Source organism: Escherichia sp. E4736 (assembly GCF_005781225.1).
Classification (GTDB): domain Bacteria; phylum Pseudomonadota; class Gammaproteobacteria; order Enterobacterales; family Enterobacteriaceae; genus Escherichia.
In genome coordinates this window covers 1-13,287 of the sequence record NZ_VATT01000007.1, presented here as the reverse complement: position 1 = coordinate 13,287, position 13,287 = coordinate 1, and the positions used below count along the sequence as shown (strand labels likewise).

At 52.0% G+C, this 13,287-nt stretch carries 9 protein-coding genes; 5 read left to right on the top strand and 4 right to left on the bottom strand.

Features of this window, described 5'->3' with window-relative positions; genetic code table 11:
• Nucleotides 1-86 precede the first annotated feature (86 nt).
• The 4 genes from rarA to lrp form a co-directional block, all read right to left on the bottom strand.
• Nucleotides 87-1,430: a replication-associated recombination protein RarA gene (gene rarA, locus FEK46_RS04690; RefSeq protein WP_130205287.1), complete on the bottom strand. Its 1,344-nt coding sequence runs from the start codon at nt 1,428-1,430 to the stop codon at nt 87-89.
• 10 nt (nt 1,431-1,440) lie between these two features.
• Nucleotides 1,441-2,052 (bottom strand): outer membrane lipoprotein chaperone LolA, encoded by a 612-nt coding sequence (lolA, locus tag FEK46_RS04685; RefSeq protein WP_001295343.1) that lies wholly within the window; start codon nt 2,050-2,052, stop codon nt 1,441-1,443.
• A 158-nt stretch (nt 2,053-2,210) separates the two neighbouring features.
• Nucleotides 2,211-6,197 (bottom strand): DNA translocase FtsK, encoded by a 3,987-nt coding sequence (locus FEK46_RS04680; protein ID WP_138194652.1) that lies wholly within the window; start codon nt 6,195-6,197, stop codon nt 2,211-2,213.
• Nucleotides 6,198-6,331: 134 nt separating this feature from the next.
• Complete coding sequence (lrp, locus tag FEK46_RS04675; RefSeq protein WP_000228473.1) at nt 6,332-6,826, bottom strand: leucine-responsive transcriptional regulator Lrp; 495 nt, start codon at nt 6,824-6,826, stop codon at nt 6,332-6,334.
• A gap of 555 nt (nt 6,827-7,381) precedes the next feature.
• Here lrp and trxB point away from each other — a divergent pair.
• The 5 genes from trxB (at nt 7,382) to infA (ending at nt 13,210) form a co-directional block, all read left to right on the top strand.
• Nucleotides 7,382-8,347, top strand: a complete 966-nt coding sequence (trxB, locus tag FEK46_RS04670; RefSeq protein WP_130205283.1) for a thioredoxin-disulfide reductase — start codon at nt 7,382-7,384, stop codon at nt 8,345-8,347.
• A gap of 122 nt (nt 8,348-8,469) precedes the next feature.
• Nucleotides 8,470-10,236, top strand: coding sequence for a cysteine/glutathione ABC transporter permease/ATP-binding protein CydD (gene cydD, locus FEK46_RS04665; protein ID WP_130205281.1), 1,767 nt, complete (start codon nt 8,470-8,472; stop codon nt 10,234-10,236).
• Nucleotides 10,237-11,958: a cysteine/glutathione ABC transporter ATP-binding protein/permease CydC gene (gene cydC, locus FEK46_RS04660; protein ID WP_135406302.1), complete on the top strand. Its 1,722-nt coding sequence runs from the start codon at nt 10,237-10,239 to the stop codon at nt 11,956-11,958. It begins immediately after the preceding gene.
• Nucleotides 11,959-12,002: 44 nt separating this feature from the next.
• Nucleotides 12,003-12,707, top strand: coding sequence for a leucyl/phenylalanyl-tRNA--protein transferase (aat, locus tag FEK46_RS04655; RefSeq protein WP_130205277.1), 705 nt, complete (start codon nt 12,003-12,005; stop codon nt 12,705-12,707).
• A 284-nt stretch (nt 12,708-12,991) separates the two neighbouring features.
• Nucleotides 12,992-13,210, top strand: coding sequence for a translation initiation factor IF-1 (gene infA / locus FEK46_RS04650; RefSeq protein ID WP_001040187.1), 219 nt, complete (start codon nt 12,992-12,994; stop codon nt 13,208-13,210).
• Nucleotides 13,211-13,287 lie beyond the last annotated feature (77 nt).

The window sequence follows — 13,287 nt, the reverse complement described above, 5'->3', positions numbered from 1 at the left end:
ATCCTGTGCTTATCGAATTAAATGGGAGATGTGGCCACAGCCTGCGACCACAGGGATACAGTAACAACATTACCGCAACGATAACATTAACGGTAGCGTTTTATGGGGCTATTTTGATCCTGTTCAGCCAGCCAGGCGAGCTTTTCGCCAATCTTGCCTTCAAGGCCTCTGTTTGTCGGGAAATAATAGCGCGTTTGTGCTATTTCCGGCGGGAAGTAAACCTCACCGGCAGCATAAGCGTTTGCTTCATCGTGGGCGTAACGATATTCCTGCCCGTAGCCCATTTCCTTCATCAGTTTGGTTGGCGCATTACGCAGGTGTACCGGCACGTCATAATCCGGACGTTCACGGGCATCAGCTAACGCGGCTTTAAACGCGGTGTAGACAGCGTTACTTTTTGGCGCACACGCGAGATAAACAATCGCCTGGGCAATGGCGCGTTCACCTTCTGCCGGACCTACGCGGGTAAAGCAATCCCAGGCAGCAATCGCCACCTGCATCGCCCGCGGATCGGCGTTACCGATATCTTCTGAAGCAATCGCCAGGCAGCGACGTGCGACATATAACGGATCACCGCCCGCAGTAATAATCCGCGCATACCAGTACAGCGCCGCATCAGGTGCGCTACCGCGTACCGATTTATGCAGCGCGGAAATCAGATCGTAAAAGCGATCACCTTTGTTATCAAAACGAGCGCTACGCTCACCAGCAATTTCGGTGAGTAACTCAGGCTTCAGGACACGTTTGCCGCTGTCATCGACTTCGGCCATATCCGCCATCATTTCCAGCGTATTTAACGCCCGGCGCGCGTCGCCATTCACCAGTTCAGCAATCGCGCGGCGTGTTTCATCTGGCAGAACAATATCCTGCCCACCGTAGCCGCGGGTTTTGTCTTCCATCGCCTGAGTCAGTACTTGCTCTATATCCTCGGTGGTCAGGGATTTGAGCAAATAGACACGAGCACGGGAAAGCAGCGCCGAATTAAGCTCAAACGACGGGTTTTCAGTGGTTGCACCAATAAACGTGATGGTGCCATCTTCAATGTGTGGCAGAAACGCATCCTGTTGGCTTTTATTAAAGCGATGCACTTCATCGACAAACAAAATGGTACGGCGACCGGCATTGCGGTTTTGCCGCGCGCGCTCTATCGCTTCGCGAATTTCTTTCACGCCAGAAGTGACAGCAGAAATACGTTCCACATCAGCATTTGCATAGCGGGCGATCACTTCGGCAAGGGTAGTTTTACCGGTACCTGGCGGCCCCCAGAGGATCATGGAATGCAGATGTCCGGCTTCGATAGCGCGCGGCAACGGCTTCCCCGCAGCCAGCAAATGTTGCTGGCCAATATACTGTGCTAAATTTTCTGGCCGCATACGTGCGGCCAGAGGTTGAAAAGTATTATCCGAAAAATCGAGCGACAGATTGCTCACTCAGGTGCCTCTACTTACGTTGATCATCTACCGTTACGCCTTGCGGCGGGGTGAAGGTAAATTTCGCTGCATCCACAGCACCGTTTTGCTGGGATTTCAGCTGATAACTGCTGCGTTGATCGTCCTGTTCCACCGCGCTGAATTGATGGATGGTGCCATCACGGCCCACGTTAATAGTGAACTGCTTCAGATTGCCATTGCTGGCTTTCGGCGTCAGAACAAAGTCATCGCCGTTCTGTTTGATGTTGTACTGCTGCCAGTCGCTGGACTGGTTACGTGCGATCAGCATAAATGGCGTATTCCCGGTGGCATCTTTCAGCCAGGTCGCCGTAGCCTGTTCAACAAACGGGTTATAGAACCACAGTGTTTTACCATCAGAAACCAGAATGCTTTCATCAGGTTGAGTCATATGCCAGTTGAACAAGTTTGGACGTTTCACCCACAGATCGCCCTGACCTTCCTGCACCGCCGCGCCGCTACCGTCAGTTACTTTTTGCGTAAAGCTGGCGTGGAAGCTGCTGACTTTATCCAGACGGCTTTTCAGATCGCTTGCGGCATCAGCCCAAACACTGGACGCCACTAAACTTGAGAGTAATGCACAGGTGATGGCAATTTTTTTCATCATTGTTCCTCAAATTACGTCACTCCCGATCGGGAGTTCCCTCTACTCTCTATTCCAGGCTAATAATCAGCTTGAGGAAAGAAGAAAATACTGAATTTTCAGTTGATAGAGTGCCGGATGCGACGCTATCGCGTCTTATCCGGCCTACGATGCACTAATTAGTCAAACGGTGGCGGGGCCAGCACTTCACGATTACCGTTGTGACCCTGTTCGCTGACGATCCCTTGCGCTTCCATCTGTTCAACAATGCGTGCAGCACGGTTGTAACCGATGCGGAACTGACGCTGAACACCAGAAATAGACGCTTTGCGTTTTTCAGTGACAAACGCCACCGCCTGATCGAATAGCGGATCCAGTTCTTCAGCACCGTCGAAACCACCAGCTCCGCCTTCGCTTTCGCTGTCGGAGGTGATGCCATCTACATACTGCGGACGACCACGCGCTTTCCAGTCCTGCACCACGGCATGAACTTCCTGATCGCGAACAAAAGCACCATGGACACGTACCGGCATGGTTGAGTTCGGCCCGGAGTAAAGCATATCCCCCATACCAAGCAGTGATTCCGCGCCAGCCTGATCAAGAATGGTACGTGAGTCGATCTTGCTGGATACGGTAAAGGCGATACGGGTTGGAATGTTCGCTTTAATCAGCCCCGTAATAACATCCACCGAAGGGCGCTGCGTTGCCAGCACGAGGTGAATACCTGCGGCACGGGCTTTTTGCGCCAGACGCGCAATCAACTCTTCCACTTTTTTACCTACCGTCATCATCAGGTCGGCAAATTCATCCACCAGCACTACAATGTACGGCTCTTTTTTCAGCACTGGATGCTGGGCATCCATACTGTCACCTGGCTTCCAGTACGGGTCTGGAATCGGACGCATCATTCGGTCCGCTTCAGCAATTTTTTCGTTATACCCCGCAAGATTACGCACTCCCAGTGCCGACATCAGCTTATAACGGCGTTCCATTTCATTTACGCACCAGCGCAGAGCGTTGGCAGCATCTTTCATGTCTGTTACGACTTCCGTTAACAGATGCGGGATGCCTTCATAAACCGAAAGCTCCAGCATTTTCGGGTCGATCATAATGAAACGAACATCTTCCGGCTGCGCTTTATAGAGCATGCTCAGGATCATGGCGTTTACACCCACCGACTTACCGGAACCAGTGGTCCCCGCAACCAGCAAGTGAGGCATTTTAGCCAGATCGGCTACGACCGGATCGCCTGCGATATCTTTACCCAAAACAATCGTCAGCGGCGATGGGTTATCACGGAACTTCGCGTTATCCAGCACTTCGCGCAGATAAACGGTTTGTCGTTTTTTGTTCGGCAACTCCAGACCTACGTAAGGTTTACCAGGAATGACTTCAACCACACGCACCGCCACGGTCGACAATGAACGGGCAAGGTCGCGTGACAGGTTAGAAATACGTGCGGCTTTTACGCCCGGCGCCAGGTTCAACTCAAAACGGGTGATTACAGGTCCTGGTGAATAATTGACCACATCAGCTTTAATGCGGAAATCGGCCAGCCGTGCTTCTACCAGACGCGCCATTTGCTCAAGCGCAAAGGTATCTACTGGCTCAACTTCGCTTGGCGGTGGTGTCAGCAAATCCAGCGAGGGTAGTGGCGTCGTTGGTTTATGCAACGGACGGCTATCACCGTTGCGCATTAACAACGGATGAAGCAGGGTATCCTGCGGCTGTGGTGCTACCGGTTGCTGCGGCTGCTGATATTGCGGCTGCGGCGCTACCGGTTGCTGCGGCTGTTGATACTGCGGCTGCGGTGCCACCGGTTGTTGCGGCTGCTGATACTGCTGCTGCGGCGCTACCGGTTGCTGTGGCTGCTGATACTGCTGCTGCGGCGCTACCGGTTGCTGTGGTTCAACAATGGGCGTAAACAGTGGCTCGTGTGGGCCATCATCCACCAACGCTTTCATCGGTGAAAATTCAAAATCATTCAGCGAGAATGGATTTGCTCCCGCAGGTTGTTCACCGGAATAACGTTGCTGCTGAGTCTGGGCAAACTGACGAGCCAGTTCAGCCTCCGCCGCTGCATCTTCATCTTCAGGGTTAACTGGCGCATCATGCTGATACTGTTCACCATAGCGTTGCTGCTGTGCCTGGGCAAACTGACGTGCCAACTCATCTTGCTGCATCGCATCGATTTCATCATCGTTATACTGATCGCCAGAATCGTATTGATTGCGCTGCGCTTCGCGAGCTTTCTCTTCGGCGGCTCGTTGTGAAGGTAGTTTAATGCCATACGATGCCAGTTCACGACGAGTCGGAACACGAATACGCTTTGGTCGTGGCAACTGCGGGCCTATCCCCTCTTTCACTTGTGGTCGAGGTCCACCGCTATTTGCCAGGCTAAAAACAGGTGCAGCAACCGTTGCTGCGGCCCCCGTCGCCAGAGTCGCTTTCTTCACGCCCGATGCCAGCGGCGAAACAGCAGCCACGGCTTCTACCGGAGGGACTGCGGCAGCAGTCGGCGATGACTGAACAGATTTAGCTGACTGAACAGGTCTAACAGGCTCAGGTTCTTTAACTGGTTCAGGAATAGGCTGATACCAAGCGGCGAGCTGCTCACGTTCGCGCGCACGCTTCTCTTCAACTTCTTCAAAGTAGTAAAGCGGCGGACGCGCAGGTTTTGTTTCTTCAACAACCGGTTCAGGTTCTACAACAGGCGGCTGTTCAACCGGTTGCGGCTGTTGACGCAACGTCTCCTGAACGGCTGGCTGCTGGTAGGTTTGCTCAGGCTGGTATGTAGACTGCGCCGCAAAAGTGGATTGTGTCCCCTCGGCTTGCCACGCGTTATCAGCCACTGGTTGTTCAGGCACTGGTGCATAATATGGTTGTTGAACAGGTTGATCCGCAACAGGCGCATAATACGGCTGCTGAACCGGCTGTTCAGGCACTGGTGCGTAATATGGTTGTTGAACAGGTTGTTCCGCAGCAGGCGCATAATATGGCTGCTGTGACTGCACAGGTTGTTGCGGATAACCTTCCGGCGCTGGGGCAATGACCGAATCGCCCGTTTGCGGCCTTGGCGCAGGCTGCCAGGCAACAGCAGGTTGAGCAGGTGGAACATCAACCGACGCAACAGGCGGCGTCTGAGTAACAGGTTCAACCGGAGCTGTCCAGCTTTGCGTCGCCGTGGTAGCAGCAGCTGCCGCAGCAACAGGTTCGGTAATTGGTGCACCGTTTAATAATGGATCGTATTCGTCATATTCTGGCTGCATTGCACGGTTGCCCGAAAAGAGGACATCATCAGGATCAGCGGCTACGCCGCGCGCAGTGTAGGTAATGTCGTCTTCATCATCCATCCGCTTACCGGAGAACAAGGCAGCGTCTGTTTGCCGCCCCATCGGATTGATGAATTTTTCAGCCAGACGTTTACGACGCGCTAACGCGCCACGAAGAATACGAGCACGGCGCGATTCATGCTGTTTGCCGTTTTTTTCGTCTTCATACTCTTCGTCGTCTTCATACTCTTCTTCATCAACCCAGGTATCATCACGACGAGTGCGGTTACTGGCGAAAGTGAGGATGTTTAAAATCCAGCCCCCCAGTTTTTCGGCAATGGTCACCCAGGACCAGCCGGTAAACAGCGTCAGGCCAGCCGCCCAAACACAGAGCAGCGCAATGGTCCCACCACTGCTGTGCAACAGCGGCTGCAGCGTAGTGCTTAATAAACTACCGATTACACCACCGGAGGCAAAATACCAGATGTCGTCCGCGTTGATTGCCGCAAGGCCACAGGACGTAAGGATAAGCGCCAGCACGCCAATAATTCTTAGCGAAACGGCGAAATAGTCAACGTACTCATCGCTGGACTGATGACGCCAGGCAAACCAACAGCCGCCAACAATAATGACCGGGATGGTGTAAGCCATCACGCCAAAAATGAAGAACAGCGTATCTGCCAGCCACGCGCCAGGCGTCCCGCCTAAATTATGGATAGGCTCATGCCAGGCCGTTTGCGACCAGCTGGGGTCCGAAGGGTTAAAGCTTAATAAGGCTGCCATCAACCAGACGGCAAACAGGACAATAAGAATCAGCAACGCCTCCAGAAGTCGGCGCCCGCTGCTTAACTTTGTCAATGTGACTTCTTTGTCTTCAGTGTATTCCTGGCTCAAGAAAGGCTCTCCAGGTTACAGGCTTTTCCTGCCCGATGCTAAAACGGACAACAGCACCAGGTTACCCCAGTACTGTTGCTGTATGGATTAACAGGAGTGTAATCAAAATACGCCTATTTTGCACCTGTTCCGTGTTAGCGCGTCTTAATAACCAGACGATTACTCTGCTTGACTTCTTCCATAACAACGTATGTCCGTGTGTCATTGACGCCAGGCAGACGCAGCAGGGTTTCCCCTAGCAGCTTACGATAAGCTGACATATCCGGCACGCGTGTTTTCAACAGGTAGTCGAAATCACCGGATACTAAATGACACTCCTGAATTTCTTCAAGTTTTTGCACAGCAGTATTGAATTGTTCAAACACATCCGGAGCGCCACGATTCAGAGTAATCTCAACGAATACCAGAAGTGATGCATCCAGATAATGCGGGTTCAACAGCGCCGTATAGCCCTGAATAAACCCTTGTCTTTCCAGCCGACGCACACGCTCAAGGCACGGCGTTGGGGAAAGTCCCACACGTTTAGAAAGCTCGACGTTAGAAATACGCCCATCCTTTTGCAACTCATTAAGAATGTTACGATCGATACGGTCGAGATCTTTGCCAGGGCGCTTCTTGCTATCTACCATTATTATTGTCTCTCTGTATTCCTTCCCTACTCCTGTCTGACCCTGAAGACATCACTGTTCAGAGTCGCTACCTGTCACGATAGACCGAAATCATTAAGATTCACGGCTCGCAATGCCTGGGTCTACGGTGAGAAGACCGTTGCCTTGAGGCAGCTATCGACATCACGAATGGCGTCTGTCCACGCCATGCGTAGATTTCACTAGCACGGTAAACATGGTATTTACATGCATGATTATGCGCACATAACAATACTGTTTTTTTCTTCCTCGAATGTTTTCGCAAAACACCAGGTGATTGTCAAAGCAAAACATCGTTTTTTAGTACAACATGCCAGTTATTCATTAACAGTGACGTTTAATCATCATTTAATCGGCTTATAAACCGGAAAAATTAAGTAGCAGACGTGATAATGACGGGAGAATGACAGGAGAATTTGACACGATTATCGCTTTTGACGATTGCACAAATCGTTAACAAAATCGTCATACTCTTTTTTTACGTCTGTAAATTCCCTACAATCCTGCCCATTGTCTGCCAACAACTATGGGGATCTCATGGGCACGACCAAACACAGTAAACTGCTTATCCTGGGCTCAGGCCCGGCGGGATATACCGCTGCTGTCTACGCGGCACGCGCCAACCTGCAACCGGTGCTGATTACCGGCATGGAAAAAGGCGGCCAGCTGACGACGACCACTGAAGTAGAAAACTGGCCAGGAGATCCAAATGATCTGACCGGCCCGTTGCTCATGGAACGCATGCATGAACATGCTACCAAGTTTGAAACTGAAATTATTTTTGACCACATCAATAAAGTGGATTTGCAGAATCGTCCGTTCCGCCTGACTGGCGATAACGGCGAATATACCTGCGATGCGCTGATTATTGCCACCGGGGCTTCTGCACGCTATCTCGGCCTGCCCTCTGAAGAGGCTTTTAAAGGTCGTGGGGTTTCTGCCTGTGCAACCTGCGATGGATTTTTCTATCGCAATCAGAAAGTGGCGGTCATCGGCGGTGGCAATACCGCAGTTGAAGAGGCGCTGTATCTGTCTAACATCGCTTCCGAAGTACATTTGATCCACCGCCGCGATGGTTTCCGTGCGGAAAAAATCCTCATTAAGCGTCTCATGGACAAAGTGGAGAACGGCAACATCATTCTGCACACCAACCGTACGCTGGAAGAAGTGATCGGCGATCAGATGGGCGTCACTGGCGTTCGTCTGCGCGATACGCAAAACAGCGATAATATCGAGTCTCTCGACGTTGCTGGTCTGTTTGTTGCTATCGGTCACAGTCCGAACACGGCTATTTTTGAAGGACAACTGGAACTGGAAAACGGCTACATCAAAGTGCAGTCGGGTATTCATGGTAATGCCACCCAGACCAGCATTCCGGGCGTCTTTGCCGCAGGTGACGTGATGGATCATATTTATCGCCAGGCCATTACTTCTGCCGGTACAGGCTGCATGGCAGCACTTGATGCGGAACGCTACCTCGACGGTTTAGCTGACGCAAAATAATTTTACAAATCAGTAACAAAAGTAAAGAAGGCGACACCATGCGACTATGGGTCGCCTTTATTTTTTCCCCGTTGTAACATTGCTCTGCAAATAATTCTGATAACTCACCTGCTAAGCGTGCAATGAATAAATCCCGTCAAAAAGAGTTAACCCGCTGGTTAAAACAGCAAAGCGTCATCTCCCAACGTTGGCTGAATATTTCTCGTCTGCTGGGCTTTGTGAGCGGCATATTAATAATTGCCCAAGCCTGGTTTATGGCGCGAATTCTGCAACATATGATTATGGAGAACATCCCCCGAGAAGCCTTGCTACTTCCCTTTACCTTGCTGGTGATGACCTTTGTGCTGCGTGCATGGGTGGTCTGGTTACGCGAACGGGTGGGCTATCACGCCGGGCAACATATTCGTTTTGCCATCCGCCGCCAGGTTCTTGACCGTTTGCAGCAGGCGGGGCCGGCCTGGATTCAGGGCAAACCTGCGGGGAGCTGGGCGACGCTGGTGCTTGAGCAAATTGACGATATGCATGATTACTATGCTCGCTACCTACCGCAAATGGCGCTGGCAGTCTCAGTGCCACTACTGATTGTCGTCGCAATTTTCCCTTCTAACTGGGCCGCGGCACTTATTTTACTCGGCACTGCACCGTTAATTCCGTTGTTTATGGCTTTAGTTGGGATGGGTGCTGCCGATGCTAACCGACGCAACTTTCTCGCGCTTGCTCGCTTAAGTGGGCATTTTCTCGATCGTCTGCGCGGCATGGAAACCCTGCGTATTTTTGGTCGTGGCGAGGCTGAAATTGAAAGTATCCGTTCGGCTTCGGAAGATTTTCGCCAACGGACCATGGAAGTATTACGCCTGGCGTTTTTATCCTCCGGTATTCTTGAATTCTTTACCTCGCTCTCGATTGCCTTGGTCGCGGTGTACTTTGGTTTCTCTTATCTTGGTGAGCTGGATTTCGGCCACTACAGCACTGGCGTGACGTTGGCTGCGGGCTTCCTTGCGTTGATCCTCGCCCCCGAGTTTTTCCAGCCGTTACGTGATCTCGGCACGTTTTATCATGCCAAAGCCCAGGCTGTTGGCGCGGCTGACAGCCTGAAAACATTTATGGAAACACCGCTCGCCCATCCACAGCGTGGTGACGTTGAGTTAACGTCTACCGAACCAGTGACCATTGAAGCCAAAGATCTGTTCATCACATCGCCTGAAGGTAAAACACTGGCTGGCCCGCTGAACTTTACACTACCTGCAGGCAAACGTGCGGTACTGGTGGGACGAAGCGGATCCGGGAAAAGTTCACTATTAAATGCGCTTTCCGGTTTTCTCTCTTATCAAGGCTCGCTGCAAATCAACGGCATTGAATTGCGGGATTTATCTCCGGAATCATGGCGAAAACATCTCTCATGGGTTGGCCAGAATCCGCAATTACCCGCGGCAACAGTACGAGACAATGTGCTGCTGGCACGACCGGATGCCAGCGAGCAAGAGTTACAAACGGCCCTGGATAACGCCTGGGTCAGTGAGTTTCTGCCGCTCCTGCCGCAAGGTATCGATACTCCCGTGGGCGATCAGGCAGCTCGCCTTTCCGTAGGTCAGGCACAACGTGTGGCCGTAGCGCGTGCATTACTTCATCCCTGCTCACTGTTATTACTGGATGAACCTGCAGCCAGCCTCGATGCACACAGCGAGCAGCGTGTGATGCAGGCGCTAAACGCAGCCTCGCAGCGCCAGACAACGCTGATGGTCACCCACCAATTAGAAGATCTCGCTGACTGGGACGTCATTTGGGTGATGCAGGATGGCCAAATTATCGAGCAAGGTTGTTACGCTGATTTAAGCGTGGCTAACGGTCCATTCGCCACGTTGCTGGCCCACCGTCAGGAGGAGATTTAAATGCACGCGTTACTTCCTTATCTGGCTCTATATAAGCGTCATAAGTGGATGTTAAGTCTCGGTATTGTGCTGGCAATTGTCACACTGCTCGCCAGTATCGGCTTGTTGACGCTTTCTGGTTGGTTCCTCTCCGCTTCGGCAGTGGCGGGAGTTGCAGGACTGTACAGCTTTAACTACATGCTACCTGCCGCAGGTGTACGTGGCGCGGCAATCACCCGCACCGCCGGGCGCTATTTTGAACGTCTGGTGAGTCACGATGCGACTTTCCGCGTGTTGCAGCATTTGCGCATTTACACCTTCAGCAAGCTGTTGCCTCTCTCCCCTGCCGGGCTGGCCCGCTATCGCCAGGGCGAATTGCTCAACCGCGTCGTCGCCGATGTTGATACGCTCGATCATCTTTACTTGCGCGTTATCTCACCGCTGGTAGGGGCTTTTGTGGTAATTATGGTGGTGACTGTCGGGTTAAGTTTTCTTGATTTCACCCTCGCCTTCACGCTGGGCGGCATTATGTTGCTGACGCTTTTCCTCATGCCGCCGCTGTTTTATCGAGCGGGGAAAAGCACCGGGCAAAACCTTACCCATCTTCGCGGTCAGTATCGCCAACAGTTAACCGCCTGGCTGCAAGGGCAAGCTGAACTGACCATTTTTGGTGCCAGCGATCGTTATCGTACGCAGTTAGAGAACACCGAAATTCAGTGGCTGGAAGCGCAGCGTCGTCAGTCCGAACTGACCGCGCTCTCGCAGGCAATTATGCTGTTGATTGGCGCGCTGGCGGTGATTCTGATGCTATGGATGGCCTCCGGCGGCGTTGGCGGTAATAGCCAGCCAGGCGCGTTAATAGCGCTGTTTGTCTTCTGTGCATTGGCTGCATTCGAAGCCCTGGCTCCGGTGACAGGTGCATTTCAGCATCTGGGGCAAGTTATTGCTTCTGCCGTGCGTATCACTGACTTAACGGACCAAAAACCAGAAGTGACCTTCCCGGATACTCAGTCCGCCGTTCCTGAGCAGGTTTCCCTGACGTTACGGGATGTTGTGTTCACTTATCCGGAACAATCCCAACAAGCACTTAAAGGGATTTCTCTTCAGGCAAACGCCGGAGAACATATTGCGATTCTCGGGCGAACCGGATGCGGAAAATCAACGTTGTTACAACTTCTAACCCGTGCATGGGACCCGCAACAGGGTGAGATTTTGCTCAACGGCAGCCCGATCTCTGACCTGAATGAATCGACATTGCGCCAGACCATCAGCGTTGTACCGCAGCGAGTGCATCTGTTTAGCGCCACACTGCGCGATAATCTGTTACTCGCCGCACCTGGCGCTACTGATGAGACTCTTGCTGAAATTCTCCGTCGCGTCGGTCTGGAGAAACTACTCGAAGACACAGGGCTCAACAGTTGGTTGGGAGAAGGCGGACGTCAGCTTTCCGGCGGCGAACTGCGTCGTCTGGCTATCGCCCGTGCGCTATTGCACGATGCGCCGTTAGTATTACTGGATGAACCAACCGAAGGCTTAGATGCCACGACTGAAAGTCAGATCCTCGAATTACTGACTGAAATGATGCGTGAGAAAACGCTATTGATGGTTACACATCGGCTGCGTGGACTTTCACATTTTCAGCAAATAATAGTGATGGACAACGGGCAAATTATTGAACAAGGTACCCATGCAGAACTGCTTGCCAGACAGGGGCGTTATTACCAGTTTAAGCAGGGTTTGTAAGCTATTATTGAACGATCCGACTTGCGTAGTGGAGTTTTGCAGTCATGCGCCTGGTTCAGCTTTCTCGCCATTCAATAGCCTTCCCTTCCCCGGAAGGCGCATTACGTGAGCCTAACGGTCTGCTGGCACTGGGAGGCGATCTTAGCCCTGCGCGGCTGCTCATGGCTTATCAGCGCGGTATTTTCCCGTGGTTTTCTCCGGGCGATCCTATTCTCTGGTGGTCGCCTGATCCACGTGCGGTTTTATGGCCAGAATCACTGCATATCAGCCGCAGCATGAAACGTTTTCATAAGCGCTCTCCCTATCGCGTCACGCTGAATTACGCGTTTGGTCAGGTCATTGAAGGCTGCGCCAGCGATCGCGAAGAAGGGACCTGGATAACGCGTGACGTCGTCGAAGCCTACCATCGTCTTCACGAGTTGGGCCATGCCCATTCCATAGAAGTGTGGCGTGAAGGCGAAATTGTCGGCGGCATGTACGGCGTAGCGCAGGGAACACTGTTTTGTGGCGAGTCGATGTTCAGCCGCATGGAGAATGCCTCGAAAACGGCGCTCCTGGTTTTTTGTGACGAATTTATCCGCCACGGCGGCAAGCTTATCGACTGCCAGGTATTAAATGACCATACGGCCTCGCTTGGTGCCTGCGAAATTCCTCGCCGGGATTACCTCAATTATCTCAATCAACTGCGCCCCGAACGGTTACCAAATAATTTCTGGGTACCACGGCGATTGTTTTCACCACAAGAATGAATGTTTTCGGCACATTTCTCCCCAGAGTGTTATAATTGCGGTCGCAGAGTTGGTTATGCTCATTACTCCGCTGCCGATAAGGAATTTTTCGCGTCAGGTAACGCCCACCGTTTATCTCACCGCTCCCTTATACGTTGCGCTTATAGTGCGGCTTAGCCGTGTGTTTTCGGAGTTATGTGCCAAACCTGTTTGTTGCGAATTAGCGCACAAATCTTTACTTATTTACAGAACTTCGGCATTATCTTGCCGGTTCAAATTACGGTAGTGATACCCCAGAGGATTAGATGGCCAAAGAAGACAATATTGAAATGCAAGGTACCGTTCTTGAAACGTTGCCTAATACCATGTTCCGCGTAGAGTTAGAAAACGGTCACGTGGTTACTGCACACATCTCCGGTAAAATGCGCAAAAACTACATCCGCATCCTGACGGGCGACAAAGTGACTGTTGAACTGACCCCGTACGACCTGAGCAAAGGCCGCATTGTCTTCCGTAGTCGCTGATTGCTTTACCGCCTGATGGGCGAAGAGAAAGAACGAGTAAAAGGTCGGTTTAACCGCAATGCCGATCAGTTAAGGAT

Coding starts and splice junctions, on each gene's coding strand:
- lolA (WP_001295343.1), bottom strand. CDS start 2,052: ATGAAAAAAATTGCCATCACCTGTGCATTACTCTCAAGTTTAGTGGCG.
- lrp (WP_000228473.1), bottom strand. CDS start 6,826: ATGGTAGATAGCAAGAAGCGCCCTGGCAAAGATCTCGACCGTATCGAT.
- trxB (WP_130205283.1), top strand. CDS start 7,382: ATGGGCACGACCAAACACAGTAAACTGCTTATCCTGGGCTCAGGCCCG.
- cydD (WP_130205281.1), top strand. CDS start 8,470: ATGAATAAATCCCGTCAAAAAGAGTTAACCCGCTGGTTAAAACAGCAA.
- cydC (WP_135406302.1), top strand. CDS start 10,237: ATGCACGCGTTACTTCCTTATCTGGCTCTATATAAGCGTCATAAGTGG.
- aat (WP_130205277.1), top strand. CDS start 12,003: ATGCGCCTGGTTCAGCTTTCTCGCCATTCAATAGCCTTCCCTTCCCCG.
- infA (WP_001040187.1), top strand. CDS start 12,992: ATGGCCAAAGAAGACAATATTGAAATGCAAGGTACCGTTCTTGAAACG.